Origin of the sequence: Pedobacter sp. Leaf41, from assembly GCF_001422545.1 — a bacterium.
Classification (GTDB): Bacteria; Bacteroidota; Bacteroidia; order Sphingobacteriales; family Sphingobacteriaceae; genus Pedobacter.
The window spans coordinates 123,473-149,549 of sequence record NZ_LMLE01000009.1; the positions used below are offsets into that span (position 1 = coordinate 123,473).

General features: G+C 37.4%; 27 protein-coding genes. 14 read left to right on the forward strand and 13 right to left on the reverse strand.

The window, feature by feature from the left end:
- Positions 1 to 45 precede the first annotated feature (45 nt).
- From ASE92_RS15405 to ASE92_RS15415, 3 genes are all read right to left on the reverse strand, one after another.
- Complete coding sequence (locus ASE92_RS15405) at positions 46 to 1,371, reverse strand: SUMF1/EgtB/PvdO family nonheme iron enzyme (RefSeq protein ID WP_056851210.1); 1,326 nt, start codon at positions 1,369 to 1,371, stop codon at positions 46 to 48.
- 223 nt (positions 1,372 to 1,594) lie between these two features.
- Positions 1,595 to 2,365 carry a uroporphyrinogen-III synthase gene (locus ASE92_RS15410; protein WP_056851011.1) on the reverse strand — a complete coding sequence of 257 codons (771 nt, stop codon included), beginning with the start codon at positions 2,363 to 2,365 and terminating at the stop codon, positions 1,595 to 1,597.
- A gap of 14 nt (positions 2,366 to 2,379) precedes the next feature.
- A complete protein-coding gene (locus tag ASE92_RS15415; RefSeq protein WP_056851012.1) occupies positions 2,380 to 3,357 on the reverse strand; it encodes a DUF4271 domain-containing protein in 978 nt (325 codons plus the stop codon).
- A gap of 97 nt (positions 3,358 to 3,454) precedes the next feature.
- Here ASE92_RS15415 and hemW point away from each other — a divergent pair, with 97 nt between their 5' ends.
- From hemW to ASE92_RS15445, 6 genes are all read left to right on the forward strand, one after another.
- A complete protein-coding gene (hemW, locus tag ASE92_RS15420; RefSeq protein ID WP_056851211.1) occupies positions 3,455 to 4,582 on the forward strand; it encodes a radical SAM family heme chaperone HemW in 1,128 nt (375 codons plus the stop codon).
- Positions 4,583 to 4,668: 86 nt separating this feature from the next.
- A complete protein-coding gene (locus tag ASE92_RS15425) occupies positions 4,669 to 5,451 on the forward strand; it encodes an SDR family oxidoreductase (RefSeq protein WP_056851013.1) in 783 nt (260 codons plus the stop codon).
- Between the two features lie 521 nt (positions 5,452 to 5,972).
- Entirely contained in the window at positions 5,973 to 6,758 is a 786-nt protein-coding gene (locus ASE92_RS15430; RefSeq protein WP_056851014.1) for a DUF3050 domain-containing protein, read from the forward strand.
- Between the two features lie 131 nt (positions 6,759 to 6,889).
- Entirely contained in the window at positions 6,890 to 7,771 is an 882-nt protein-coding gene (locus ASE92_RS15435) for a cupin-like domain-containing protein (RefSeq protein ID WP_056851015.1), read from the forward strand.
- 174 nt (positions 7,772 to 7,945) lie between these two features.
- Complete coding sequence (locus ASE92_RS15440) at positions 7,946 to 8,560, forward strand: sugar O-acetyltransferase (protein WP_200926434.1); 615 nt, start codon at positions 7,946 to 7,948, stop codon at positions 8,558 to 8,560.
- An 81-nt stretch (positions 8,561 to 8,641) separates the two neighbouring features.
- The gene (locus ASE92_RS15445) at positions 8,642 to 9,910 is read left to right on the forward strand and encodes a DUF5690 family protein (protein ID WP_056851016.1); all 1,269 of its coding nucleotides are present in this window, start codon (positions 8,642 to 8,644) and stop codon (positions 9,908 to 9,910) included.
- Here the strand turns inward: ASE92_RS15445 and ASE92_RS15450 are convergent, their stop codons facing one another.
- Together ASE92_RS15450 and ASE92_RS15455 are read right to left on the reverse strand one after the other, a co-directional pair.
- Positions 9,911 to 10,426: a hypothetical protein gene (locus tag ASE92_RS15450; protein WP_056851017.1), complete on the reverse strand. Its 516-nt coding sequence runs from the start codon at positions 10,424 to 10,426 to the stop codon at positions 9,911 to 9,913. It abuts the gene before it with no gap.
- 2 nt (positions 10,427 to 10,428) lie between these two features.
- Complete coding sequence (locus ASE92_RS15455; RefSeq protein ID WP_056851018.1) at positions 10,429 to 10,857, reverse strand: DUF4440 domain-containing protein; 429 nt, start codon at positions 10,855 to 10,857, stop codon at positions 10,429 to 10,431.
- 174 nt (positions 10,858 to 11,031) lie between these two features.
- Here ASE92_RS15455 and ASE92_RS15460 point away from each other — a divergent pair, with 174 nt between their 5' ends.
- The 4 genes from ASE92_RS15460 to ASE92_RS15475 all read left to right on the forward strand — a co-directional run bounded on the left by ASE92_RS15460 (position 11,032) and on the right by ASE92_RS15475 (position 13,871).
- Positions 11,032 to 11,703 (forward strand): suppressor of fused domain protein, encoded by a 672-nt coding sequence (locus ASE92_RS15460; RefSeq protein WP_056851019.1) that lies wholly within the window; start codon positions 11,032 to 11,034, stop codon positions 11,701 to 11,703.
- Positions 11,700 to 11,981, forward strand: a complete 282-nt coding sequence (locus ASE92_RS15465; RefSeq protein ID WP_056851020.1) for a hypothetical protein — start codon at positions 11,700 to 11,702, stop codon at positions 11,979 to 11,981. Before ASE92_RS15460 ends, ASE92_RS15465 begins: the two co-directional genes overlap by 4 nt.
- 149 nt (positions 11,982 to 12,130) lie before the next feature.
- Positions 12,131 to 12,868, forward strand: coding sequence for a hypothetical protein (locus tag ASE92_RS15470; RefSeq protein ID WP_157255764.1), 738 nt, complete (start codon positions 12,131 to 12,133; stop codon positions 12,866 to 12,868).
- A 136-nt stretch (positions 12,869 to 13,004) separates the two neighbouring features.
- A complete protein-coding gene (locus ASE92_RS15475) occupies positions 13,005 to 13,871 on the forward strand; it encodes a carbohydrate kinase (protein WP_056851022.1) in 867 nt (288 codons plus the stop codon).
- 40 nt (positions 13,872 to 13,911) lie between these two features.
- Here ASE92_RS15475 and ASE92_RS15480 read toward each other — a convergent pair whose 3' ends face one another.
- On the reverse strand, positions 13,912 to 14,865 hold the full coding sequence (locus ASE92_RS15480; protein WP_056851213.1) for a Smr/MutS family protein: 954 nt from the start codon (positions 14,863 to 14,865) through the stop codon (positions 13,912 to 13,914).
- A gap of 165 nt (positions 14,866 to 15,030) precedes the next feature.
- Positions 15,031 to 15,951, reverse strand: coding sequence for a ribosome small subunit-dependent GTPase A (gene rsgA, locus ASE92_RS15485; protein ID WP_056851023.1), 921 nt, complete (start codon positions 15,949 to 15,951; stop codon positions 15,031 to 15,033).
- 199 nt (positions 15,952 to 16,150) lie between these two features.
- On the opposite strand from rsgA, the gene ASE92_RS15490 reads away from it, so the two are divergent.
- A complete protein-coding gene (locus ASE92_RS15490) occupies positions 16,151 to 16,600 on the forward strand; it encodes a GyrI-like domain-containing protein (RefSeq protein ID WP_056851024.1) in 450 nt (149 codons plus the stop codon).
- A gap of 1 nt (position 16,601) precedes the next feature.
- On the opposite strand, the gene ASE92_RS21285 is transcribed toward ASE92_RS15490, so the two are convergent.
- Positions 16,602 to 16,766 carry a TonB-dependent receptor plug domain-containing protein gene (locus tag ASE92_RS21285; RefSeq protein ID WP_162237768.1) on the reverse strand — a complete coding sequence of 55 codons (165 nt, stop codon included), beginning with the start codon at positions 16,764 to 16,766 and terminating at the stop codon, positions 16,602 to 16,604.
- A gap of 952 nt (positions 16,767 to 17,718) precedes the next feature.
- On the opposite strand from ASE92_RS21285, the gene thrA reads away from it, so the two are divergent.
- The 3 genes from thrA to thrC all read left to right on the forward strand — a co-directional run bounded on the left by thrA (position 17,719) and on the right by thrC (position 22,565).
- Entirely contained in the window at positions 17,719 to 20,166 is a 2,448-nt protein-coding gene (gene thrA / locus ASE92_RS15495; protein ID WP_056851025.1) for a bifunctional aspartate kinase/homoserine dehydrogenase I, read from the forward strand.
- An 88-nt stretch (positions 20,167 to 20,254) separates the two neighbouring features.
- On the forward strand, positions 20,255 to 21,184 hold the full coding sequence (locus ASE92_RS15500; RefSeq protein ID WP_056851026.1) for a homoserine kinase: 930 nt from the start codon (positions 20,255 to 20,257) through the stop codon (positions 21,182 to 21,184).
- 73 nt (positions 21,185 to 21,257) lie between these two features.
- Complete coding sequence (gene thrC / locus ASE92_RS15505) at positions 21,258 to 22,565, forward strand: threonine synthase (protein ID WP_056851027.1); 1,308 nt, start codon at positions 21,258 to 21,260, stop codon at positions 22,563 to 22,565.
- 34 nt (positions 22,566 to 22,599) lie between these two features.
- Here the strand turns inward: thrC and ASE92_RS15510 are convergent, their stop codons facing one another.
- The 5 genes from ASE92_RS15510 to ASE92_RS15530 form a co-directional block, all read right to left on the reverse strand.
- Positions 22,600 to 23,151: a hypothetical protein gene (locus ASE92_RS15510; protein ID WP_056851028.1), complete on the reverse strand. Its 552-nt coding sequence runs from the start codon at positions 23,149 to 23,151 to the stop codon at positions 22,600 to 22,602.
- A 385-nt stretch (positions 23,152 to 23,536) separates the two neighbouring features.
- A complete protein-coding gene (locus ASE92_RS15515) occupies positions 23,537 to 24,091 on the reverse strand; it encodes a hypothetical protein (protein ID WP_157255765.1) in 555 nt (184 codons plus the stop codon).
- Between the two features lie 98 nt (positions 24,092 to 24,189).
- A complete protein-coding gene (locus tag ASE92_RS15520; protein ID WP_056851030.1) occupies positions 24,190 to 24,609 on the reverse strand; it encodes a tail fiber domain-containing protein in 420 nt (139 codons plus the stop codon).
- Between the two features lie 71 nt (positions 24,610 to 24,680).
- Positions 24,681 to 24,983 (reverse strand): hypothetical protein, encoded by a 303-nt coding sequence (locus ASE92_RS15525; protein ID WP_056851031.1) that lies wholly within the window; start codon positions 24,981 to 24,983, stop codon positions 24,681 to 24,683.
- A 105-nt stretch (positions 24,984 to 25,088) separates the two neighbouring features.
- Positions 25,089 to 26,042 carry a methylenetetrahydrofolate reductase gene (locus ASE92_RS15530; protein WP_056851032.1) on the reverse strand — a complete coding sequence of 318 codons (954 nt, stop codon included), beginning with the start codon at positions 26,040 to 26,042 and terminating at the stop codon, positions 25,089 to 25,091.
- Positions 26,043 to 26,077: the final 35 nt, after the last annotated feature.

Sequence of the window (26,077 nt, forward strand, 5' to 3'; positions counted from 1 at the left end):
AAAATTTTGATGTTTTTCTTAGTTTTTAGTTGTTTGGTTTGTTTTTTAATTTCTTAAATCAGTTCCAGGGTAAGAGGAAACGCACCTAAATCCAATATACGATCTTTGTGTATCTTGATATTCGTATGTGGAAACTGCGTTCTGAAGGAAATATCCTGTATCCTTCCAAGAGCCACCTTTAATGATTTTACGTTTTTTATACTTGCTGTCTCCAGCATTTGCATCATAAGTAAAGTTCGGACTTAAATCATGCAATAACGGGGCTGCACCTTTGTTGTAAGCGGTAATTGTCCATTCAGAAACGTTCCCGGCCATGTTATACAAACCGTAATCGTTAGGAAAGTAAGATCTTACACCAACTGTGTAAATACCACCATCGCTCGAGTAATCTCCACGTCCAGGCTTAAAGTTAGCTTGCAAACACCCTTTTGTATTCCTGATATATGGGCCTCCCCAAGGATATTTTGTTTTGGTATTACCACCTCTGGCTGCATATTCAAATTCAGTTTCGGCTGGTAATCTGTAATCAGATCTCGATCCTACAGGCATTCTTCTCGCTTGCGCAACACCATCATATAATCTTGTTCTCCACTGACCGAACGCTTTTGCCTGCTCCCAACTTACTCCTACTACAGGATAATCATCATAAGAAGGATGGCTATAGTAAGCACGAACCATTGGATCATTCATGGAGTATGAGTAATCTGTTTTCCAAACCATTGTATCAGGATAAATTGCAATGGTATAACGATCTATATAATCCTGGCGCTTGCTGTTTGGGTTTTTATGCCCTAAAGCTGCTTTATCCATGTTAAGTTCCGCGTACGAATACTCCAATTTGCGTACATCTATTTCTTTTTTTCCTGGTAAAGCATCCAATCCAGAATAGTACATGCCATCCAATTGACTAGCTTGAGCACCACTGGCACCTTTACCTTTGTTCCGCCAAATGTTTACGCCATTAGTACCTACTTTTTTCCAATCGATGTATTTTTCACCGCCGAGTGCATTAGCTGCGTTTCCCTTTGGTGTAATCATAAATTGCTGTGGATTGCCCATCATGGCAATTGCAATCGAATCTCTAACCCAATTGGTAAACTGACGATACTCAGCGTTTGAAATTTCAGTTTGATCCATAAAAAAAGCTGGAATAGTAGTCATCCTACTAGGACCATTCTGCGAGAAAGTAATATCTTCATCAGATCCACCGAGTGGTGTATGCCCTGGCGGGATGTAAACCATACCCAAAGGGATTCTGTTGTTTTTGAATTTCCGGTTATAAGCTCCCACTAGCTCGCCCTGACCCCCATGGCCACAACTTGCTAGCAAAACAGTTATACCCGCAATAGCTAGAAGGTAGATTTTCTTCATATTTCTTATAGTGTGCAAAGCACGATTAGGAGCAATTTTATCAAAAATCATTGAAATAATCAACAATTGCAAATATTTTAAGTTAAATCGTTTGTTTAAAGCAAATTGGGCTAGTTAAACCCTTCTTAGGCCTAATTTTTTTGTTACAAATAAAAGCGTAACCCTGTTATAACAGCAAAGTTACGCTTTTATTGTGTTGACTAAAAATAAATTATTGGTTGTATTATTTATTAGATACCTTGATATAATTTTCAATGGCCATTGTCATTGATGGAACGCCTGGGGTTGGCGCTGCAATATCTACAATCAAATCCATATCAGCACACGCCTTACTTGTATTTACGCCAAAGGCAGCGATACGGGTGTTATTCTGTTTAAAATCAGGGAAATTTTTGAAAAGTGATTGAATACTGGAAGGACTGAAAAAGGCAATTACATCATAAAAAACTTCGGCAAGATCAGATAAATCACTCACTACAGTTCTAAAAAGTACTGCAGGTGTAAAATCATACCCGCTTTTTTCCAAAAACTTCATTGTATCTTCCGTAGCTACATCAGAACAAGGGTATAAAAACTTTTCGTTCGCGTGTTTTTTTAGTACTTCAGCCAAATCTGCAGCGGTTTGCTTACCAAAGAAAATTTTACGCTTCCTGTACTGAATGTATTTTTGAAGATACAAGGCGATGGTTTCAGACAAGCAGAAGTATTTCAACTCTGCAGGAACATCGTAACGCATTTCTTCACAAATTCTGAAAAAATGATCGGCAGCATTTCTACTGGTAAAAATAACAGCCGTGAAATCGGCAAGGTTAATTTTATCTTTTCTAAAGTCTCTTGCTGGCACTCCTTCAACATGAATGAACGACCTAAAGTCAACCTTTAAATTGTGCTTTTTGGCCAAATCGTAGTAAGGAGATTTTTCTGTTTCAGGTTTTGGTAAAGTAACCAAAATACTTTTCACTTTGCGAATTCTAGAGTCGTTCTTTTCTTGCATTTTCCTTTTTCCTGCTACAATCCTATCGTTTTAATTAGTATTAAAATAGGACATATTTCGAGGGCGCAAAAGTACAAAAATAAATGCATTTTGGAAAACTTATTATTAGAAAGTATAGTAACCCCAGCTCTAAGCAATTGAAAAGCGAAAATTACCCCTAACAATAAGACCGCCAATATGATATATACCTCGCCGTATTTTAAAGGTGACAATGCAAATGACACCACCAAAGGGATAAAAAGCAGTGATGCGTTAAAGTAACTGAGATACAATATGGAGATGTATTCACCTACTGGTTTTTGAACATTAAATAAAAATCCCAAAAACCTTAATACGACTAGTTTTAAAGCATAGAATAGTATAATCGTGATCGAAATCGTGAAGAAAAACTTAAATCCATCCTTCGCTTGATACATATCTCTCCACTGGGCAACCAAAAAGAAAAACATTCCAAAAACGAAACCAAACTGTACAAATAAGAGCAGAAATGGCCACGAACTAAAAAGGTTATCTTCTTTGTTGATATTATTTAAAATCCGGTTACTAAAAAATGATTGTACAATTGCCGAGAGCTGCTTAGAAAAGGCGTTTTTCAAAATTGCGAAAATCACCAGCATCGCAAATATAAAACCCAATAAGCCTACATTACCTTTCGGAATTTGCGAGCCCAGTTGGTATGGATTTGCTTTTCGTTTGAGGTGGGCGTATTTTTTCTGCCAGGCAATTATATCTAGTGATGGGAAGAGAAACTCTTTTTCGACACTATCCAGCAGGATGGTTTTATTTAACAAACTATCGGGCAGCACCCAGGTATGTTTAACAATGGAATCGGTAACAAATTTTTGCCGTGCAAGTGCAGCCGAATCCAAACGGTATCGCCTAAACTGATATTTCACAACCGCTGTTGAATCGGTATTAGCGGGAATTTGTTGTGCAACCAAGAAGTTAGATGACAACAAAAACGCGAATAAAACGACAATAAACTTTGGCATGCTGCAAATAAAAATTAAGAAAGCAAAAGTAATCGATTAATCATTGTTTACCTAAAGAAAATAAATGGATATGGATTATGCTGTATCTTTGTGGCCAATGTCCGGTATTTATATTCATATTCCTTTCTGCAAAAAAGCTTGCCACTATTGTGATTTTCATTTCAGTACCTCATTAAAATATGCCGATGAAATGGTTGAATCCATTTGCAAAGAAATCAAAATGAAGAAGGATAGAATTTCCGGGCAAGTTGGAAGCATTTATTTTGGAGGTGGAACACCTTCCATATTATCGCAAGCCGCTTTGATTAAAATATTTGATACCATAAACCATACATTTTCTGTTGATACCGGTGCTGAAATTACCATCGAAACCAATCCTGATGATTTAACTTCTCAAAAATTAAAAGAGCTAAAACAGCTGCCCGTTAACCGGTTTAGCGTTGGCGTACAATCTTTTTACAATGAAGATTTAATCTGGATGAACCGGGCGCATAATGCTGATGAAGCCGAAAATTGTATAAAAAGAAGTCAGGATGCGGGTTTTGAAAATTTGACTCTAGATCTTATTTATGGGTATCCACTTTTAACAGATGCAAAATGGTTAAGCAATATTAACAAAGCTATAGAGTTGGCTGTGCCACACATTTCTGCCTATGCGCTAACTGTTGAGCCAAAAACAGCCTTGGCTCATGCCATAAAAAACAAACAGCAAATTCCAGTGAGCGATAGCCAAAGCGCTGCTCAGTTTGTAATTTTAATGGAAAAGTTATTGGCTTCGGGTTTCGATCACTATGAAATATCAAATTTTGCTAAGCCAGATCGTTATGCCGTTCATAATACCAATTACTGGAAAGGCATAAATTATATTGGTATCGGCCCATCGGCACATGGTTTTGACGGACAAAACAGATATATGAATCCGGCAAATAATGCACTTTACATGGAGACAATTGAAAGCAATAAACTGCCAGAAGTTGTAGAGCTGCTGAATTTGAACGACAGATTTAACGAATACATCATGACATCATTAAGAACAATGTGGGGAACGGACTTGCAAAAAATAAATGATGATTTTGGAATAGATTTTCAGGAACAAACCGAGCACAACATTTTAGGTTTAAAGGATAAAGACTGGCTTATTTATGATGGGGATAAAGTAAAGCTGACCGAACAAGGAAAGTTATTTGCAGATCATATTGCATCGGAGTTGTTCATTGTAGAATAGAAATTAGTGAATGATTGAGTTTTGAAGGAGTGAATTTTACATTTCATTCAATCCCTCACTCATCCACTCACTCAATATCAAAATATATGTCGAAAATTGTTTGGATAACGGGCGCATCTTCAGGAATTGGAGAAGCCTTGGTTTACGAGTATTTTAAAGCTGGAGATAAACTGATCATTTCGGGTCGCAACCGCGATGAGTTATTTCGAGTAAAGGGAAACTGCCAAAATTCATTTAATGTACACGTTTTACCTTTCGACTTAAGCGAAACTTCAGAATTAGATAGCAAGGCGAAAGATGCCATTAAAATCTTTGGCAAAATTGATTTACTCATCAATAGCGGTGGTGTAAGTCAGCGGAGCCTGGCTTTAAAAACCGACATAACAACTGAGCAACAAATTATGAACACCAATTTTTGGGGAACTGTTGTTTTAAGCAAGGCGGTTTTACCAACAATGATAGCAAACGGCGGAGGCCAAATCGCTGTGGTCAGCAGTCTGGTTGGAAAATTTGGAACCAAATTACGGTCAGCGTATTCCGCTTCCAAACATGCTTTACATGGCTATTTTGACTCTCTTCGATCGGAAGTGTTTGACAAAAACATAGATATTACTATCATTTGCCCCGGATTTATTAAAACGAATGTGACCTATAATGCCTTAACAGGCGATGGGAAACCGTTGAATACCATGGGCGATGCACATGATAAAGCCATGTCTCCAGCCGAATGCGCCAAACAGATGCTTAAAGCTATTCAGGCAAAAAAAGAAGAGGTTTACATTGGAGGAAAAGAAACGAAAGCGGTTTGGCTTAAACGTTTCTTTCCGAAGGTTTTCTCTAAAAAAGTGCGCACAGCAACCGTAATCTAATAGGTAGCAATATCATTGGAAAGTGATCAAGTTTATTTCAAGTATAAATCTTTCAGTTTTTACTTGAAATAATACTTAAAATGAAATCGCCGAATGCGACCCAACTATTTAAACCATAAATTGGACTAAGCATTTAGCTGGAAGGTGATGAACTGCACTTTTCCCTCATAATCAGCGGATAATACTACCCAAACAAACCTAATTCCGCCATCGATTGAAAGATTCATGGCGGAGTTAACTTTTGCCGTTTTTGGTATGATAAAATCAAGTCATATCGCATCCATTTCCATTGGCAATACAAATCAAGAAGACGCCCTTTTGCTTAGCTAAGTTTTCGGTTAATTTCATGAGATAGCTACTTAGCCTAAAATATCTCGATCATCTCGTCACTTTTATGTCAGCAGGATTTCAAGTTTTAGCGATTATACACATTGAACCTATTAAGTGATTAATTTCGCCTCATTAACTAAGCGAAAAAGCTAAGCTTTGATAGACATTAATTTGGCATTATACAACTGAACATGCATCCCAATATTCTAAAAATCCAAAATAACATAGCGCCTTTGAGGCAGCAAATTATTAATCACAAAGTTTATTCTGCAATAAGCGACCTGGAAGATCTTCAAACCTTTATGGAACACCACATTTATGCAGTTTGGGATTTCATGTCGCTGCTTAAAGCATTACAAATAAATTTAACCTGTACAACCCTGCCTTGGTTTCCTGTTGGAGACGCCGTTACCAGGCAACTGATTAACGAAATAGTTGCCGGTGAAGAAAGTGATGTGGATGCGGATGGAGAAATCAAAAGTCATTTCGAGCTATACCTAGAAGCGATGGTTCAATGTGGTGCAAATGTTAAACCCATCAACCAATTTCTATTGTCGTTACAGAAAGGCCGTGATTTCGACATGGCTTTTGAATTGGCTCAAGTTCCACCTTCAGCAAGAGCTTTTGTTGATTCGACGTTTAAGACAATAAAGAGTGGAAAAGCCCACCTTCAGGCAGCTAGTTTTACTTTTGGCCGCGAAGATCTAATCCCAAATATGTTCTTTAGTATGGTTAACGATTTGAACAGTAATCAACCAGATCAGGTTTCTATTTTCAAATATTATTTAGAACGCCACATCGAAGTTGATGGAGATCATCATAGTCATTTAGCATTAGCTATGACAGAAAAACTTTGTGAAAAAGACGAAAGTTTTTGGGCAGAAGCAGAAGAGGCAACGATAGAAGCCTTAAAAAAACGAGTTGATTTATGGGATGCCGCTTATGCAGAAATTGTGGGCAGAAAAGTTTTGGCTTAGCGTTAACAAAACATCAAGCTAATGCTAATTCTGAATTAAGTAAATTGCGTCACATTTGATTAGAGATATATCATTTGTAAAATAAAATTTACACATTTGCTGTTCGGCAACAAATAACCGATTTAAAACGCATGAGTTTCATATTAAAACCTGTAGATATCGTCGAGAATATTACTCCCGAAGATTTCAAAAAAAATTATTTGAAAACAAAAAAACCATTGGTAATTAGGGGCTTAACTAAAGATTGGCCAGCTAGAGAAAAATGGACAACTGAATATTTAAAAGAGATTGGTGGCGACTTGGAAGTTCCTTTGTACGATAACTCAAAAGCAGATCCTTCTAAACCAATTAATGCAGCTACAGCACACATGAAATTCGGCGATTATTTGGATTTGATTAAACGCGAACCCACTGAATTGAGAATATTTTTCTTCAATTTATTTAAGAAAGTGCCAAGCTTAATTAACGATGTAAAAATACCAAAGGATTTAATGGGTGGCTTTATTGAAAGTATGCCCGCCATGTTTTTTGGCGGTTCCAATTCGGTAACATTTTTACATTACGACATCGATTTACCGCACATCTTCCATACCCATTTTGGTGGAAGAAAACATATCGTGCTTTTCGACAATAAATGGAAAGATAGATTGTATTGCCTGCCAAATGCCACCTATGCTTTGGAAGATTATGATGTAGCTAAGCCAGATTTCGAAAAGTTTCCTGCTTTAAAAGGCGTGGAAGGCTACGAAGTGTTTTTAGAACATGGAGATACCTTATTTATGCCAACTGGAATGTGGCATTGGATGAAATACCTTGATGGCTCATTCTCTTTAAGTTTACGTGCCTGGGATCAATCTATTACGCGTAAAGTAGCAAGTGTTTGGAGTTTGTTTACTCATGGCGCCATTGATAGTTTGATTAAAATGACCTTTAAGGAAAAATACGCACATTGGAGAGAAAAGAAAGCTGTTAAAATTGCCGAAAAAGCAATGAGAAACGGTAGTCCAAGATAAATGTAAATCTAAAAGGTCTACGACATAGGATTAAAAAAAGCGAATAAATCGGGGCATCGGAAACGATAGTCCCGTTTTTTTTCGTTTCTGCTTTCCCAAAATCTTCATTTTCGCGAGGAAGAAAGATGAAGGCATTGCATAATCTTTATTAAATTAACGAATATCAGAATATTAATGGAACACGAAATACTTACCGAAAAACAGAAAATGCTGGCTGGCAAAGCCTATCAAGCCGGAGGGAAAGAGTTATCGCAAGAAAGACTCAAAGCCCGCGAAATTGTTTACGAGTTTAATAACCTCGCTCCAAAATTTATTAAACAACGCAAAGAGTTGCTTAAAAGATTATTCGGTAAAACGGAAAAAATGTTTTATGTAGAGCCTCCTTTTCGCTGTGATTATGGTTACAATATCGAAATCGGCGATAATTTTTACGCCAACTTCAATTTAACCATTTTAGACTGCGCAAAAGTTAGCATTGGCAATAGTGTTTTTATTGCGCCAAATGTATCGATTTACACCGCTGGTCACCCGATCCATGCACACCTACGCAATCAGGAATATGAATGGGCGCAAGAAGTAACTATCGGCAATAGCGTTTGGATCGGAGGAAACGTGGTAATCAACCCAGGAGTAAAAATCGGTTCAAATGTGGTCATCGGTTCGGGTAGTATTGTTACCAGGGATATTCTTGACAATGTTTTTGCGGCAGGAAATCCGTGCAGGGTAATCCGCCACCTCACTGATGCAGACAAAGATTTTTACTACAAAGATTTCAAGTTAGAGTTGTAATCCACTAGCTAATTATAGAGAGTGATTGCGGCTTTATGGATTTTTACAGCTATATTTCCACTACGGTAATTTTTAGGAGATATGCCCAAAAGCTTTACGTTCAAAAATCAAATCAAAACAGGCTTATATGCTGCTATAGTAGTTTTCCTGGCTTATACGATGATTTTTGGCTTCAGAAAGACATTTACAGTCGCTACTTTTGACGGATTAACCATAGCTGGATATAGCTACAAAACCATTTTAGTAATTTGCCAAATGCTTGGTTATTTACTAGCCAAATTTTATGGCATTAAATATATTTCCGAACTTAAACGCACAGGCCGAGGAAAAATTATTATCGTCCTAACAGCTATAGCGTGGTTAAGCTGGCTGTTATTTGCCCTTGTTCCGGTACCCTATAACATCATTTTTCTTTTCATTAACGGATTTCCCTTAGGCATGCTTTGGGGCGTTGTATTCTCGTACGTAGAAGGCAGAAGAAGCACCGATTTCATTGGTGCAACTTTAGCCGTAAGCTTCATTTTTGCTTCCGGATTTGTAAAATCGGTTGGCTCGTGGTTAAGTATAACCTTTAACTTAACCGAATTTTGGATACCTTTTTATGCTGGCTTAGTCTTCATGGTTCCGCTTTTGATTTTCGTTTTCTTAATGGAGAAAATACCTCCACCCAATGATGAAGACATCAAAGACAGAGCTGATAGAATACCAATGACAGACCAGGACAGAAAGCTGTTTGTTAAAGAGTTTTTTACTGGCTTGGTTGCCTGTGTAATCATTTATTGCTTCGCTACAATTTTTAGAGATATCAGAGATAATTTTAGTGCCGAAATGTGGAATGAAATGGGCTTTGCGAACCAACCCGCCATTTTTGCCAAAACAGAAACACCAATTACATTAATTGTTTTGTTGCTAATTGGCAGCATGGTGCTGATCAAAAATAATTTTACGGCTCTTAAAACAGCACATTATTTTATCCTAGCGGGATTTATTTTAGCGGGTACATGTTCATTACTTTTTAAAGCAAATTTACTCCAACCCATTTGGTGGATGACTTTGGTTGGCCTTGGGCTCTACATGGTTTACATCCCATTTAACGCAGTATTTTTCGATCGGTTAATATCAACATTTAAATACGCCAGCAATGTAGGTTTTTTAATTTACGTCGCCGATTCATTTGGTTACGTAGGGAGTATTGGCGTTTTATTGAGTAAAGAAATATTTAAAGTAAAATTGAACTGGGTAACATTTTTCTCCAACAGCGTAATCATTTTATCTATCATTGGCTGCCTGCTTACTGTTTACTCAGTCCTGTATTTTTCAAGGAAATTTATTTCACATTCAAAGATTTGATTACCGAATCAACCACATTGAAATTCTCCTTTTTATCTTTAACATCAACACTGAATACAAATGAAAAGGTTTTGCCCTTCCAATTGAAAACAGAAAACTTCCCTTATTTCGATTTGTAATTACCTTTGTTTCAAAATCAGCCCTTAAAACCTTTTGCTTCCCAACCATAATTTCCTTTGGTTGGTTTAGCATCCCAAATTCAATCTTTCTTTTATGGTAACTTGCTCTTGATTGTATAATCAGATTTTCCAGGTTCTTTTCTACACTTACCGAATCAATTGCGGTTATGATGAGGTAAGCATCTTTCGAAAAGGGCTCGTCGTCACTTGCAGAAATAAACCGGCTATTTGGAACGCCTTCAATAGGGCGATCTTTTTTTACTTTCCAATATTTTGGTAAACTGAAACTCCAACCTTCTTTACTGTATAAAACAAATTCTTTCTTTTTTGTGGATGAATATTTGCAAGCTGATAGCAGTAGCATCAAAGCCAGTACCGATAGAAAAGTTGTTTTCATATTTAGGAGCTATGGTCTACTATTATTTTCCAAATACCCTCAATCTTTTTAAAAAGCAAAGTATAGTAGCCTTGTGGCTCGTCTTTTTCGCGTTTTAAATGCCAGCTACCTAAAACGAAAGCCACATCTTTATTTAAGAAATCTATTTTCTTAATCCCGAAAGTCAATTGGCCCATTCCAGCTTCTCCTGAATAACTTTTTTTGTAATTATCCAACGTTTTTTGCCAGCCATAAGTGGGTCCGCTTTTGCCTACAAAAAGTAAACTATCGCTTTTAACATAACCCTGCATAAATGTTTCCAGGTCGCCTTTGTTCCAGGCTAATCTTTGCTTTTCAAGCACATCAAGAATAGCTTTTTTATCTTCTGATGTTTGAGCTGCGACAGAAAAAGTGATCAGGCAAAAGAGTATTGCAAAAATTGATTTCCTCATAGTAATTTTAATTTTTAGGGATCATTAATTTCCCGTTAGGTATGAATGTAGAAATACATCCTCAACTAAAATAATAAAAAGCTTTTAAATTTAGATAATATCGTATTTTAATCATGGAATAAGATTTGTGACTTGTTTTTCGATAAATTTCTGATACCAAAAAAATGTAAACCTATGAATGACTTTTACGAAAAATTTCGCAACCTAACTTTTTTTGATAACCACCCAGAAGCGATTGCCAATCACCTGGATAATTTTTACACATCAGAAGAAATTACGGTTTTCCATGAAATGGTATCTCCCGATTTTCATTTGGATGTGTATTTTATCAGTTCAGCAAAGCACAGCTTTAACATTTTACTTACCTGTGGGATGAGTTTATTGGAAATGACCGTTCCGGAGGGTGTAGAAAATGCTGAGCAATACAAATTTGCCGAGCTCATGATTCTGATACCAAAAGAAATTGAGTTTGGAGAGGTTTCTCCAAGTGAAAATGAAAACGATTGGATTTTAGGCATGTTAAAAGAAACAGCTCGTTTCCCACACCATTATGATACCTGGTTAACCATTGGCCATACCTTGCAAGCTACTGCAGATATGGAACCTTATGACCAAGCAACTGATTATGTTGGTTTAGTTGTTCTACCCTCGGTAACGTTTGATGAAGAATTTACCGAGATAAAAATAGATAACAAAGTGATCAACATTTTGTCTATTTTCCCTTTGTACAAGAATGAACTGGAATATAAAATTGCAAATGGCTATAATGCTTTGCTAGATCGTTTGATTGAGAAAGATGAGAAAGAAGTTTTTAATAAGCAAAGAGGAAACTTGTTAGATCAATGAAAGCAATCTATAAAATATTATTAGGAGGTATTCTGCTTTTCATCATCATTAATTGGGCAACTGCAAGCCTAACTTACAATGCTGATGGTGCTGACCAATATGGGTATCCACTAAACTTTTACACTAAAGTAAGTGGCTATGATGTGATCACAAAAGAAGGAGGTACCAGTACAGAATTTAATTTTTTTTCACTTTCAGCCGATGTAACATTCGCTTTTGCAGGGAGCTGGCTCATATTTACATTGATAAATAAGTTCAAGAAAAAAGCCAATGTTTAAACGCAACAAATTCGAGCAGCAGAACGGGAATCTAATTCTTTATCCGGATTATGGTAATCTAAAAGGATTTGTGATTATCGGCATACTAGTTATTTTGTTTTGTACTTTATAGCGTTAATAAAACCCATCAAAATATTGGTAATGCCAAAATGTGTTATATTTTCCTCGGCACAGTACTCTTAATCGTGTTGGGCTTTGCCACAGCATACAAAAAAGTAATCATCAACGGCCAAAAGCAAAAGATTATTGTATCTCATTTTGGTATTCAATTAAAAGAAATAGCCTTTGCTGATATTTTAAATGTAGAAATGCGTTCGGGTTCGTTGCCTGAAGCTTATTATATCGTGTTGAAAAGCAACCCGATTGGGCATAGCATTAGGCTAAGTCCAACCTACAACCAAACGAAGCAAACAGCCAAATCCGAGTTTTACCATCAGGTTTTACCACTGATAAAAGCTTATTTACTTGATAAAATCACCGTAAACCAGCAAACTGAACCTATACAAATTAAATACTTTAAACAAAGAGCGCCTCAGCTTTATCGTTTTGTATCGTTTCAAAAAACAATTCTGGCGATAATACAATTGGCTTTTGCAGGATTTTTCTTCCTACTAATGGCCAATTTTCTCGTTGCGAAGTTTGCGTTTACAGAATTAGCAATCGGATTATTTTCAGCTGTTGCTGGATTGTTTTTGCTTTTATTAGCATTTGTAAATTCGAAAGTTATATATGTTGATACAAATCGAAAAATCATTGGAGAAACCTTTTTCGGCTTTTTAGTTGTTGAATTTCCATTTAATATGATCAGAAAAATTGCGATTAGAGATACCCAGATTAATGGCCTTTCGATTTACACTAGTTTAATCATCGGCAGAGAAAACAGTTGAACATACCATAGCAAAAAGCTCTAACACACAGCATTTATCTGATGTAGAAAGAGAATTCAAAGCCTTGATAGAAGGAAATATAACAGATAATTAACAGACACTGAAAATTGCTACCTTGCAAAACATAAAATTCACCATGACAAAAACAGTTGTAGCCATTGGCGAAATATTATGGGATGTTTTTCCCGAAGGAAAAAAGGCAGGGGGCTCGAGTATGAATGTGGCGCTTAACTTGCACAAACAAGGTATAAACAGCCAATTTATAAGCGCCATTGGCGATGATGAAAATGGAAAAGAACTTTTAAACTTTTTATCTTCAAATCAGTTCCCAACGCAATTCATCCAATCAAACAACTTATCAACAAGTACGGTAGAAGTTCAGTTAGATGCGCAGCATCAGGCCACTTATACTATTGTGGCGCCAGTTGCCTGGGATGCAATTCAACTTACTGATGAAAATATTGCTGCTGTGAAAAATGCTGATGCATTTGTTTATTGCAGTTTAACCTGCCGGAATGAAAACAGCCGAAACACCATTTTATCTTTATTAAAGGAAGCCAGGCTTAAAATATTTGATATTAATCTTCGTCCGCCTTTTTACACCATAGAAACTTTAAAGGTACTACTCTCTGCAGCCGATATTTTAAAAGTTAACGAACACGAGTTACTTTATCTGAAAAGCGAACTCGCCTTAACTGGCAATACAGATGAACAATTGCTGAAACAATTGAGCAACATCTTTAACATCAACATGATTTGCTTAACCGTTGGCGAAAAAGGTGCTTATGTATTACAGGAAAATAAACTTTACCACCATAAAGGCTACAAGGTAGAAGTGGCCGATACCGTTGGGGCAGGCGATTCTTTCTTGGCTACTTTTATTGCCAGCTACTTAAAGGGCTACCCGATTGACACAGTTTTAGATAGAGCCTGCAAGGTTGGAAGCTTTGTAGCATCACAAACTGGAGCCAACCCTGATTATGGAGATGAGGTTTTTAGTTAGCTAATGGTTTAGTTCATGATATCCTTAGTAAAGAAGTCGTTTATTTAAATATGACCTCTGTAGCTCCATAACCGAACTTTTCTTTTCGAGCATCCATGTAGGTTTTAATATGAGGATTTTTACTAATTAGTTTATGAATTTTATCTCTCAGTGTTCCGTTTCCTGAACCATGTATGAAAATCATTTTATCATAATGATGCACTACTGCTGCATCTAAAGCATTTTGAAAATGATTCAGCTGAATCTGGAGAATTTCATCAGCCTCTAAAAAATGGTGATCATCTCTTAATTTCTCAATATGAAGATCTATTTCTTTTGCAGGTGCATCTACAGTTCGTTTTTCAGCAGGCGATTTGAAAAAACTTTCTTTCAGCTTTTGAGCATCGATAGTAATGGGTACCAGATCATCCAAACGGATTAACCAGCCTTTGAGTTTAGATTGTGGCAGTTCTTTTTGTTCTGTCGAAAAATCCTTTGCCCTGAATTTTTTGCGAATCACCAAAGGATCAACAGGTTTAACATCAGCTTGGCTAAAAACTAAAATCTGAAAAGTAAATTCGGGCCAGATATCCAAATCTGCTAATGACGCCGAATAAACCAAACTTGATTGATAAGATTCAACCACACCATGAAATAAGCCTGAGTATTTCTCTTTCTTCTCTGAGGTTAAACTCACCAACAACACGTTAGGCGATTGGTTTTGAAGATAAAAATGAACCACATTACCGGCTTTATTATCTGTAGCAACGGCGACATAAATTCCATTTTCAATTTTGCTTACGGATGGAACATTTACCTGAATAGGTTTAGGCGCATCGATTTCTTCTGCAACTACACCATGCCCATGCACCGAAGTTAAATTGCTCACGGCAACCGGAATTTCGAAACCATCCTCATCGGTAACACCCAAAGTTTGTGCGTCGATAATCCTTGTTACATACCCCTCCCGTTTTTCATCAACAAAACGAACAAAATCTCCTAATTTAAATTTCATAACCCCTAAATCCCCTAAAAGGGACTTCTCCTTTTTATTTACCCCCAACCCCCTAAAGGGGGCTTTTATTTTTTACAGTTTAAGCAAAGTGCGTTAAACCTTTCTATCTATTACGCTATGTTTTCCGCCCTGCTTTTCAACTCCCCCTTTAGGGGGCCGAGGGGCTTAATGCCTTGTATCGTTATTATGGTAAATACTTAAGTAACTTTCATAACGCGACACAGCAATGTCACCCTCATTCACCGCTTCGATTACGGCACATCCAGGTTCGTTTACATGGCGGCAGTTATTAAACCGGCATTGATGTGAAGTTTTAAAAATCTCCCTAAAAAAATGACCTAACTCCTCTTTTTCGATGTCAATTACGCCCAATTCTCTGATGCCTGGCGTATCTACAATAAAACCGCCTTGTGGTAATTCAAACATCTCAGCAAAAGTTGTGGTATGCTGACCTTTATCGCTCCAATCTGATACCTCACCTGTTTTCAAATCTCTATCAGGCAGCAAAGCATTTATTAAACTGGATTTACCTACGCCCGAATGCCCGGAAATTAAGGTAATTTTATTTGTAATTACCTCTTGAATAACTGGAATATTGATCCCTTTTAAAGCCGAAACTTCGTAACAGGGATAACCAATATTTTCATAGATATTTTTGAATTCCTGTAATATTTCCAAACCCTCTTTACTAAACAAATCGAGCTTGTTGAATACCAAAACAGCAGGTACATCGTAGGCCTCAGCAGTAACCAAAAACCGATCGATAAAACCCAATGATGTCCTCGGTGAAGCAAGTGTAACCAGCAAAATGGCCATATCCAAATTTGCAGCGAGGATTTGTGCTTGCTTGCTTAAGTTAATCGATTTGCGGATAATGTAGTTTTTTCGAGGCAGCAACTCGTTTATTAAGCCTTGATTACTGTCTTTCTCCAGGTCGAATTTTACCCGATCGCCCACCGCAATTGGATTGGTGGTTTTAATTCCTTTAATCCTGAATTTACCAATAATACGACAGTCGTAACGCTTGCCATTATCAGCCAAAACGCTATACCAACTGCCCGTAGATTTAATAATTAAGCCCTGCATATTTGAAAACAAAGGTATGAAAAGGATGGAAGATGTTGGTGTGAAAAATTACTTGTAACTCGTCTTTCTACCTTAGCATAGCGAAATGGAGAAATCTCTTGACCATAACCTTCTTCATGATACAAAGATTTTTCGGCTGCGTTCGAAATCACGGATATCTTTATGATTTTAAACATTAACTTCGCCCAAACACCTAGAAATGGAAAACTTCAAAATTATTGGCATCTCAACACAAACCAGCAATCAAAACAATCAGGCAGAAGCAGATTTAGGAAAACTGTGGCAAAGATTTTTCGCTGAAGAAATAGCTTCCAAAATCGCCAATAAAGAAAATGAAGATATTTATGCCATTTATACCGATTATGAAAGCGACTATACTGGTAGATACACCACTATCATTGGGCAACGGGTAAGCACATTAGATCACATTCCAGATGGTTTTGTGGGTAGAGAAATTAAAAACGAGAGGCTCATTAAATACAAAGCAAAGGGAGAAATGCCACAGGCTGTTGTAGATACGTGGCAAGAAATATGGGCAAACGACATTGCCTTATATAGAACTTACAATGCCGACTTTGAGGTTTACGGAGAAAAATCTCAGCAGGGATCAGATTCGGAAGTAGAGATTTATATTGGGGTGAGGAGTTAGATTAGCCTTTTTCAAGATAGGGTTTTAAGCGATTAAATTCCTTTTTTGAGTCTGCATTCTTCATAGTTACCACAATAATACCATTTGCTGCCCTGACACCATAGATCGCTGTAGCGGCCGCATCTTTTAACACTTCTACCTTTTCAATTGTATTCGGGTTTATCATTGTTGAACAGGAATCATTTAAAATATAACTCTTATTTTTAAAGACAACTACCCAAAGTGGAGAATTATCCGAAAACGATGAGGAACACCTCAATCTTATTGTTGGTAGAGTTTGTGAGTAAGCATTGAAGCTAAAAGCTGTGCAGAACAGAATAAAGAAAAGAGATTTCATAAAGATGTTTTGATGATGATTCTTCCTGGATGGAAATTCCATAAAATAATAAAGGCATATAGCGTTCAAACCTTCTACAGCACGATTTTTTAAATCATACCAGCAACAACCTCAAATAGTACCTTAAACTAGCTTAGCTAAACCTAAGGGACAGCAGCGGAAATAGTTTTTGTTGCATTAACTAAATAGATTGCCACGTCGTTCCTCCTCGCAATGACGGTTGGGAAAGGCAGAGGAATCCGCAAAAAAGATTGTAGCAAATGGCAGGATTGCTGCAACATAAGAATTACTGTATCTACTTTTTCAACAAAATAAAATGATCATTTATTAACCACCCCGCCCTGCGGGCACCCCTCCTTAAAATAAGGAGGGGAGTTGAAAACCCACAGCATTAAGATTCTTGCGTCGATCATCTGCGGAACAACGATTTTCTATTTTAGTTTTCGGTTCAAAAAATGCCGCTATTTCATTTGATTAAACGTTTTATTAAAAATTTTTCAAATAAATTTTAAAATTGTTTGCAATTAAGAAAAATAATCTGCTACTTTACGGTGTACAAAATACACCAACAGAAATGATTTTTAATACTTCAATTATTACAACCATTATTATTACCACCGGGATAAACCAGCGGGGCTAATTTGTTGTAAGTTGAATTAACATAAAACACAGAAAGCGTCCCGACACAAATCGGGGCGCTTTTTTTTTAAACCAAAACCATTGAAAACTGCACAAACTAATTAACAAGCAAGCGTGCAAGGTTCATTAAAACTAAAAACTAATGAAAGTATTAAAATTCGGCGGCACATCCGTAGGTTCGGCCGAGAACATCAAAACGTTACTGAGCATAGTAGCCAAAGAAAAATTACAGAGCAATCCGGTAGTTGTATTATCGGCAATGAGTGGCGTAACCAATTTGCTAACCGATATGGCCGAAAGAGCCGAACGTGGCGAAGATTACGACACTGGTTTAAAAGAAATTGAGGCCAAACACTTTGCAGTGATTCGTTCGCTTTTACCGGCAGCTGCCCAAAACCCCGTGTTTACGCGTTTGAAAATCTTCTTTAACGAGTTAGAAGATCTATTGCAGGCCGTAACCAACCTTCGCGAATTGAGTTTGCAAACCAAAGACCAGATTTTAAGTTATGGTGAACGTTGCTCCTCTTTCATGATTGCACATATCGCTTCACAGCAATTTGCTGAAGCTTTGTATGTAAATGGCTCGGAATTTATAAAAACCGATAGCAATTTCGGCCAGGCCAAGGTTGATACCGAACTGACTGAAATGTTGATTAATGATTTTTACCAGGCCAATAAAAATAAGGTATTGTTTGTTACGGGTTTCATTGCCAGCAATGCCGCAGGCAGAGTAACTACCTTAGGTCGTGGCGGTTCTGATTATACCGCAGCAGTTTGGGGTGCAGCTTTAAATGCTGAAGAAATTGAAATTTGGACTGATGTAAACGGAATGATGACTGCCGATCCACGCATTGTGAAAAAGGCTTTTTCTTTACCTGAGTTGAGTTATACAGAAGCTATGGAACTGAGTTATTTCGGAGCCAAAGTAATTTACCCACCAACAATGATTCCGGCTTTCATGAAGAAAATTCCGCTGGTAATTAAGAATACATTTGAGCCTGATTTCTCTGGAACCTATATCAAAAGCGACGTTAAAGCGTCAACCCTGCCAATAAAAGGCATTTCATCTATCGATCATATCAGCATTATCAATCTTACCGGTAGCGGCATGGTGGGTAAAGCAGGTTTCAGTGGAAGATTGTTTTCTTTATTATCTCGCGAGCAGATTAACGTAGTGCTGATTACTCAATCTTCATCAGAGCACAGCATTACTTTTGCGGTTAAGCCCACTGATGCTGGTCAGGCGATTGCTTTAATTAAAAAAGAATTTGAACTTGAGCTCGATGCTAACAAACTGGCTCTACCGGAAGTTGAAAACAATCTAGCCGTTTTGGCCATTGTTGGCGAGAATATGAAACGCACGCCCGGCATGAGCGGAAGGTTGTTTAACGCATTGGGTAGAAACGGAATTAACGTTAGAGCAATTGCCCAGGGTTCATCCGAATACAATATCTCAGTAATTATCAGCGCAGCTGATTTATCAAAAGCAGTAAATGCAGTGCATGATGCTTTCTTTACCGACTTAAAACGCACATTAAATATCTTCTGTTTGGGCACAGGAAACATCGGCAAAACATTGTTCAACCAGCTGAAAGAGCAAATGCCATTCTTAGCCGCAAACAATGATTTGCAAGTCAAGGTTGCCGGAATTAGCAATACCCGTAAAATGATTTTCAATGCCGAGGGCTTATCACTTGAAGATTGGGAAAGTAACCTGGATACAAATGGTGAGCAGGCAGACTTAGCGGATTTTGTAGAACGCATGAAAGCATTAAACTTACCCAACTGTGTTTTTGTGGATAATACTGCAGCAGAATCTCCGATTGAATATTATCAGGGCATTTTTGAAAACAGCATTTCTGTTGTTACTTGCAATAAAAAGGGAAATTCAGCAGACTTTGCACAATACAAATCGTTTAAAGATACGGCCAGGAAATTTGGTGTCGATTTCTACTACGAAACCAATGTTGGTGCAGGATTGCCGATCATCCGTACTTTAAGAGAGTTGATGATGAGCGGCGATAAAGTTGCCCGTATCGAGGCAATTTTATCTGGAACAATTTCTTACATCTTTAACAACTTTAAAGACGATGCCGGATTTTACGAAACGGTTAAAGAAGCGCAGGAATTGGGTTATACCGAACCCGATCCACGTGATGATTTGAACGGAAAAGATTTCATGCGTAAAATGTTGATCCTTGCTCGTGATGCAGGTTATCCACTGGAAGCCGCTGATGTTAAAATCGATAATATTTTACCAGAAGCTTGTTTAAACGCAACTTCTGTAGAAGATTTTTATGTTGAACTCCAAAAAAATGCTTCCTACTTTGAAGATTTGAAAACTAAGGCTGCAAACGACAAGAAAGTGTTGCGCTACATTGGTAAACTCGAAGATGGAAATGTAGAAATCAGTTTGCAAATGGTTGATGACAGTCATCCTTTTTATATGCTTTCGGGGAGTGATAACATTATTTCGTTCACGACAGATCGGTACAAATCTCGCCCGTTAGTGGTTAAAGGCCCAGGTGCAGGAGCGGAAGTTACTGCCGCAGGTGTTTTTGCCGATATTATAAATGTTGGAAGCAATTAGACAACGATAAATCAAAGACAAAGGATATAAATATAAATGAGTTGGAGTTTAGGCCTTTTGTCTTGGCTCCTTCATCATTATTCGAATTATGAAAGAAATAAAAGTTTTCGCACCTGCAACCGTTGCAAACGTAGTTTGTGGCTTCGATGTTTTAGGTTTTGCCGTAAATGAACCTGGCGATGAAGTTGAAATGCGTTTAACAGATACACCTGGTGTGGCAATCAAAAGAATTACTGGAGATGATGGTAGGTTGCCTTTGGATTCCACTAAAAATACGGTTAGTGCAAGTGTTCAGCATTATTTGCAACACATCGATCGACTAGATGTAGGTGTCGAAATTGAGCTCCATAAGAAGATGCCAATTGGTAGCGGTTTGGGCTCAAGCTCGGCAAGTACCGTTGCAGGTTTATTCGCGATCAACAAACTGATGGGCGACTTATTAACGCCTAAAGAACTTGTTCCTTTTGCCATGAAAGGAGAAGAGCTTGCTTGTGGCTATGGCCATGCCGATAATGTTGCACCAGCCATTTTGGGCGGGTTTGTGTTGGTTAGAAGTTACGATCCTTTAGATGTAATTTCATTACCTACTCCCGCAGGGATGTATGCCGCGATTGTTTATCCCGAGGTGGATGTACCCACAAAAGATGCCCGGCAAATGATTCGCAACAAAGTATTGTTGAAAGATGCGGTTACCCAATGGGGCAACGTTGCTGGTTTGGTTAGTGGCTTATTTATGAATGATTTCGACTTAATTGGCCGCAGCATGAAAGATGTTTTGGTAGAACCAACCCGATCGATTTTAATTCCAGGTTTTGAAGAAATGAGAGCAATAGCCATGGAAAACGGCGCTATCGGTTTCGGAATTTCTGGCTCAGGTCCATCGGTTTTTGCTTTAGCGAAAGATGAAGACACCGCCAAAAGAATAACAAAAGCACAACAACAACATTTACATAAAATAAATATCAACAGCAGAGCTTACGTTTCTTCGGTTAACGCCAAAGGACCGAGAGTAATTTAAGTAATAAGTTTTACGTGATAAGTTAGCTTGTGCAAAACTTATCACGTAAAACTTGGAACCTACAACTTAAACCATGAAACTATACTCAACCAACAATAAAGATTTACGTGTTTCTTTTAAAGAGGCCGTTTTTAATAGCATGCCTCAAGATAAAGGCTTGTATATGCCTGTGGAAATCCCTCAATTGGATGCAGACTTTTTAGCTAACATCGAACAGTATTCTTTGCCAGAGATTGCTTATAAAGTGGCTTCAACTTTATTAAAAGATGAAATTCCTGCGGAAGATTTAAAAGTATTGATTGAAGATGCCATTAACCTTGAAGCACCAGCGGTAAAACTAGACCAAAAGACTTTTGTACTGGAACTTTTTCACGGGCCATCTTTAGCTTTTAAAGATTTTGGCGCCCGTTTTATGAGCAGAGTGATGGCTTACTTTCTAAAAGATGGCGAGCAACTTTTAGACGTTTTAGTTGCTACTTCCGGAGATACCGGTGGTGCAGTTGCTTTAGGTTTTCTTGGGGTACCAAATACCCGTGTCACTATTCTTTATCCCGAAGGAAAAGTAAGTCCGATACAGGAATTGCAATTAACCACCAACGGTCAAAACATTAGAGCAGTTGAGGTGAAAGGGACTTTTGATGATTGCCAGGCTTTAGTGAAACAAGCTTTTGCAGATGAAGAGTTGAACGCAACTTTCCGACTTACATCAGCCAATTCGATAAACATCTCGAGGTTAATTCCGCAAACATTCTATTATTTCAACACTTACGCACAGCTGAAAAAACAAGGGTTAAATGACGTAATTTTTTCCGTTCCAAGTGGAAATTTTGGCAACATCGGTGCAGGGTTATTGGCCTATAAACTAGGTTTACCAGTTAAGCAGTTTATTGCGGCTACTAATATAAACGATACCGTTCCGCGCTTCCTGGAATCCGGTATCTACGAAACGAAAGCGTCTACTCAAACTTACTCAAATGCGATGGATGTTGGTGCGCCAAGTAACTGGGTTCGCATCATGGATCTATTTGGCGAAGATGTAAATGCCTTGAAAAACGTGGTTACATCGTATCGTTTTAATGATGAGGAAACGCTTACTGGTATCAAAGAAATCGACTCAAAGTTTGACTATGTCGCTTGTCCGCACACTGCAATTGCTTACTTGGCAATTGAAAAATACAGAAAGGAAAATCCGGAAGATCAGAGCGCAGCAGTCTTTTTATCAACCGCTCATGCCTGTAAGTTCCCTGATATTTTTCCTATAGATATTGCAGCAAAAATAGAAATTCCGGAGCAGGTGAGAGCATTGGATAGCTTGCCTCAATATGCTGATAAATTGGGTGTAGATTTTGAAGGGTTTAAGAGCTATTTAATGAGAGGTTAAAACAAGATTCTTGTAGAAAAGACAATTAATGGGGCTACAGAAGATTGTCGCCCCGATTAATTGGACTAGCAGAAGCTTCATCGGTTGTTACAGCTTGTTCAACTTTTCGCTTCCACCACCAAGCATAAATGTAAAATTCAACTATTGGAATTAACAAAATCAAAATTAGTAAGATGAAAGTGCTTCGAATTAATACACTTATTTTGGCGGAAATCAACTCATCTACCTTTTCAGTTAGCTTAATTTTTATAGATTCCTCTATCTTTTTTGGCTCCAAGGTATTTAACGTTGCAACTAGCGCTTTCAAATTATCGTAACTCAAATCTTCGATTTTTACATGCTCTCTTCCCGCCGCAAGCAGCATTCCGTACAAACTTGCGCTGTAAATATCATCTTTATATTTATCGAAAATATAAACTGCTAATTTGTTTTTACCCTCATCAACAAAGCCTATTCCTACATTTTTAGATGCAACATATTTCCCTAGTGCAACTGCAGTGTTTTTTGTACCTGCTTGAATCTCGATCGTACCTTCCTGAATTTTTCGGATAAAATTATTTCGCAGTTCGGGTGTTTCAAAAGCCATCACTGCTGCTTGCTCATAAATTTGAGATACAATTCGGTTTTCTTCTTTTTTGATGATACTTTTAGCCGCAAAAATAAAGGCAAGATGAAGTGAAACTAGATGAAGACACCCATGCTAGCTACAATATAGAGCTTAACACCCCATTTATAATATTTTGGTTCCCTTTTATAGAACTGTTTCTTCCATAAAACTACATTGTAGATTATACCACAAACAATTCCTACAACAAAAAATAAGATAAAGGGATTAAGGTTCCAACTTGCGGTAGTATGATTTCCTTAGCAGACTCCACCAGTTGAAATTCTTTAAGTATTTCATTTTAAAATGGTAAAAAATTAAAAAACTATAAGATACCAATAGTGAATTGCAATCAATTATAATTTAATTATTTCCATTTATCTAATTTATCCCAATATTCCTTAACAAAGTTTTTTATACTGTCAGGTAGAGATGAATAGTTAGCGCTAGCACTATTCTTTTTATCTGCAGTTTCGGTAAGGATATAACTTTCGCCCTTGTGCATTAACAAAAGGTTCACCGAAAGTTGGTTTTTCATATCACTATCGTGAAAACTATAAATGAATAAAGCATCAACCCTTTTATCCTTATCGGCATCGCCAAAAGCTTTTCTCGATCCCCAAATGCTGATAATACCTTTATGGGTAATGGTTTTTTCTTGAGTCAACTTCCATGAATCGCCAATTTTTGTAAATTTTTGAGCAAACAATGTATCCGGATTACTGCCCGATTTTACCTTGGAGAAAACGAAAATATTTTTCGATGAATCATCATCTATCCGATCAACCATCATTGCCCGACTTCCTTTGAATTTAAACGGTGCATCTTTCAAATCCTCCACTTTCATTGCTGTAGAAGTAATTTGGGCATGCAGATAGTTTAAGTGTAAGGAGAGGATGATAGCTAAAATGATTTTTCTCATAATTTTATTTATTTTTCTGAAACTACACTTAATTATCAGAAAATAAAAAAGGCTGGAATTAAAAACTCCAACCTTTCAACTATAAAACTAAACCTAAACTATTTAGATGCTTGAGATTTTAGTGAACGCAACTCACGTTTCAACTCCTCAATTTGCTCCTGCTGCTCTTTAATACTACCCACTAAAAGCGGAATTAAGCTTTCATAATCAACTTTGGTTATAGTTGCTGAATTGTAAGCATTTTTGCCTGCTGGATATTGCTTGGCTTGTACAGTAACTACACTTGGTACAGCACTTTTAGCCTCAGCTCCAACAAAACCGTATTGTGAAGTGGCCGGAAGTTTTAATTTATCGGCCCAGCTTTTGTCGTAATTAAAGCTTACTGGCTGAAGTTTTGAAACCATCTCTAAAGAGTTACTTACTGGTTTCACATTAGCTTGCGTCACTTCTTGTGCGCTAACTTTTAATGATGCGGAAATTGCAAATACCGCAAAACAGAATGAAATTGCTCGTTTCATATTCGTTATAATTTAATAGAAATAAAATACTGGATTATTGCCCAATGAAGGGTTTGTTTTGTAACTGGCTACTAAACGGAGGGCGGAGGTGTTAAAACATCCGCGAAGTAGGGAGAGTGATCAAGACATGCCGGGATGGCTATCTTTTGTTTCATTGCAAGGGGAAGACTGCCAAGTTCTTCAGTAATATAATCTTGCATAAAGTACTCTGTTTCAACTTTTTTTTCTTCTTTCTCAGTCGCATCATCATTTGATACGACATTTTCAATATCGGTTGAGGAATAGCTTAAATACGACAATACATTGCCAACCTTCAAAAAAAAGGTTATGGCGATGCATAAAATCAAAAAGTATTTAAGTGTCAAAAACTTCATCCTTACAAATATAAGTTGAACAGTTAAATTAACAAAAATCGACGGTTAAAGTTCTGTAAAATAAAAAATCCGCTCTCTAAAATGAAAGCGGATTTTTGTTAAGGATTAAAATATAGCCTTCGCGATGGCTTTGGTTTGTTGCGGTTTCCCCATCGTATAAAAATGGAGCACTGGTACTCCAAAGTCGATTAACTCTTTGCATTGTTTAATCATGGCGTCGGTTCCAATTTCTTTAGCTTCAGCGTTGCTTTTTGCATAAGATAGTGCGTCTGTTAGCTCATCAGGCAAATCAATATGGAAAATTTTTGGTAAAACATTTAGTTGAGTAAGTGTGCTTATAGGCTTTAAGCCTGGAATAATGGGCACATTTATATCATTCTCCCTGCACTTCTTAACGAAGTCAAAATATTTCTGGTTATCGAAAAACATTTGCGTAACAATAAACTCTGCCCCCATATCAACTTTCTTTTTTAGGTATTTGAAGTCGGCATTTAGATTGGGTGCTTCAAAGTGCTTTTCGGGATATCCGGCAACGCCGATACAGAAATCACTTTTGAAAGTTTCTACATCTTCATGCAGAAATTTACCGTCGTTGTGGTTTTTAATGTGTTGAATTAAATCAGTTGCGTAGCAATGGCCCCCTTTAGTTGGAACAAAAGAATGATCGGCAGCACGGGCATCACCACGTAAAGCCAGCACGTTATCTATTCCCAAAAACTGCAAATCAATTAATGCATTTTCAGTTTCCTCTTTGGTAAAACCACCGCAAATTAAATGAGGTACTGCATCTATCTTGTATTTGTGAATAATTGCAGCGCAGATCGCAATCGTACCTGGGCGTTTGCGATACGATACCTTTTGCAACAAGCCGTTTTCCTGTTCCTTGTAAATATAATCTTCCCTTAAGGAGGTTACATCAATAAAAGGAGGATTAAACTCCAACAAAGGATCGATGGCATCGTAAATCCATTGGATACTTTGTCCCTTAATAGGTGGCAAAAGCTCAAAAGAGAACAGGGTTTTGCCTTTTGAATTATTTATATGGTCTGTAATTTTCAATTGTAGTTAAAAGTTATGGGTTAAAGGTTCTAAGG

Bases quoted from the DNA above. Each gene is read 5' to 3' on its own strand.
- ASE92_RS15455 (WP_056851018.1), bottom strand. From the start codon at position 10,857: ATGAGGAAATCAATTTTTGCAATACTCTTTTGCCTGATCACTTTTTCT.
- ASE92_RS15430 (WP_056851014.1), top strand. From the start codon at position 5,973: ATGCATCCCAATATTCTAAAAATCCAAAATAACATAGCGCCTTTGAGG.
- ASE92_RS15440 (WP_200926434.1), top strand. From the start codon at position 7,946: ATGGAACACGAAATACTTACCGAAAAACAGAAAATGCTGGCTGGCAAA.
- ASE92_RS21285 (WP_162237768.1), bottom strand. From the start codon at position 16,766: ATGATAAACCCGAATACAATTGAAAAGGTAGAAGTGTTAAAAGATGCG.
- ASE92_RS15525 (WP_056851031.1), bottom strand. From the start codon at position 24,983: ATGAAGTTTTTGACACTTAAATACTTTTTGATTTTATGCATCGCCATA.
- ASE92_RS15470 (WP_157255764.1), top strand. From the start codon at position 12,131: ATGTGTTATATTTTCCTCGGCACAGTACTCTTAATCGTGTTGGGCTTT.
- ASE92_RS15415 (WP_056851012.1), bottom strand. From the start codon at position 3,357: ATGCCAAAGTTTATTGTCGTTTTATTCGCGTTTTTGTTGTCATCTAAC.
- thrA (WP_056851025.1), top strand. From the start codon at position 17,719: ATGAAAGTATTAAAATTCGGCGGCACATCCGTAGGTTCGGCCGAGAAC.
- rsgA (WP_056851023.1), bottom strand. From the start codon at position 15,951: ATGCAGGGCTTAATTATTAAATCTACGGGCAGTTGGTATAGCGTTTTG.
- ASE92_RS15425 (WP_056851013.1), top strand. From the start codon at position 4,669: ATGTCGAAAATTGTTTGGATAACGGGCGCATCTTCAGGAATTGGAGAA.
- ASE92_RS15410 (WP_056851011.1), bottom strand. From the start codon at position 2,365: ATGCAAGAAAAGAACGACTCTAGAATTCGCAAAGTGAAAAGTATTTTG.
- ASE92_RS15515 (WP_157255765.1), bottom strand. From the start codon at position 24,091: ATGAGAAAAATCATTTTAGCTATCATCCTCTCCTTACACTTAAACTAT.
- ASE92_RS15445 (WP_056851016.1), top strand. From the start codon at position 8,642: ATGCCCAAAAGCTTTACGTTCAAAAATCAAATCAAAACAGGCTTATAT.
- ASE92_RS15490 (WP_056851024.1), top strand. From the start codon at position 16,151: ATGGAAAACTTCAAAATTATTGGCATCTCAACACAAACCAGCAATCAA.
- ASE92_RS15500 (WP_056851026.1), top strand. From the start codon at position 20,255: ATGAAAGAAATAAAAGTTTTCGCACCTGCAACCGTTGCAAACGTAGTT.
- ASE92_RS15480 (WP_056851213.1), bottom strand. From the start codon at position 14,865: ATGAAATTTAAATTAGGAGATTTTGTTCGTTTTGTTGATGAAAAACGG.
- hemW (WP_056851211.1), top strand. From the start codon at position 3,455: ATGTCCGGTATTTATATTCATATTCCTTTCTGCAAAAAAGCTTGCCAC.
- ASE92_RS15405 (WP_056851210.1), bottom strand. From the start codon at position 1,371: ATGAAGAAAATCTACCTTCTAGCTATTGCGGGTATAACTGTTTTGCTA.
- ASE92_RS15450 (WP_056851017.1), bottom strand. From the start codon at position 10,426: ATGAAAACAACTTTTCTATCGGTACTGGCTTTGATGCTACTGCTATCA.
- thrC (WP_056851027.1), top strand. From the start codon at position 21,258: ATGAAACTATACTCAACCAACAATAAAGATTTACGTGTTTCTTTTAAA.
- ASE92_RS15510 (WP_056851028.1), bottom strand. From the start codon at position 23,151: ATGGCTTTTGAAACACCCGAACTGCGAAATAATTTTATCCGAAAAATT.
- ASE92_RS15460 (WP_056851019.1), top strand. From the start codon at position 11,032: ATGAATGACTTTTACGAAAAATTTCGCAACCTAACTTTTTTTGATAAC.
- ASE92_RS15475 (WP_056851022.1), top strand. From the start codon at position 13,005: ATGACAAAAACAGTTGTAGCCATTGGCGAAATATTATGGGATGTTTTT.
- ASE92_RS15465 (WP_056851020.1), top strand. From the start codon at position 11,700: ATGAAAGCAATCTATAAAATATTATTAGGAGGTATTCTGCTTTTCATC.
- ASE92_RS15520 (WP_056851030.1), bottom strand. From the start codon at position 24,609: ATGAAACGAGCAATTTCATTCTGTTTTGCGGTATTTGCAATTTCCGCA.
- ASE92_RS15435 (WP_056851015.1), top strand. From the start codon at position 6,890: ATGAGTTTCATATTAAAACCTGTAGATATCGTCGAGAATATTACTCCC.